Annotated in this window: 1 protein-coding gene; it reads left to right on the top strand. The window is 50.6% G+C overall.

From position 1 onward, the window contains the following. Window positions 1-190 (top strand): phage virion morphogenesis protein (locus tag FVP33_RS19870; protein WP_222706817.1); only part of this gene is annotated, 190 nt, incomplete at its 5' end. Between the last annotated feature and the right edge of the window lie 130 nt (window positions 191-320).

A 320-nucleotide genomic window follows, 5' to 3' on the forward strand; every position in this document is an offset into this window, starting at 1 on the left:
ATTGACATCCAATACACTTACAATTGGTGTCAATCCAAACGCCTTTCCAGGGCAATATCCTGCACTGCATGAAGGTGGTGGGACACGAATGCCAAAGCGTCCTGTATATGAACCATTAGCGAAGAAGTTAGAACAGGAGTTGCCTGATTTACTGAATCGTTATTTAGCAAGGAGCGTGAGTCGTGTTTAGATGGGGTAGCGGTATATGGGGGACAGGCGCATGGGGTGGCGGTCCAGGCACAAGCCCCGCATGGGGTAGAGGTAGATGGGGACGCTTCTCATGGAGTGGCGTGGCAGGAGGAATAGATGACGTGTTTAGA

The sequence above is a fragment of the Lacisediminihabitans profunda genome, from assembly GCF_008040105.1.
Taxonomy (GTDB): Bacteria; Actinomycetota; Actinomycetes; order Actinomycetales; family Microbacteriaceae; genus Lacisediminihabitans; species Lacisediminihabitans profunda.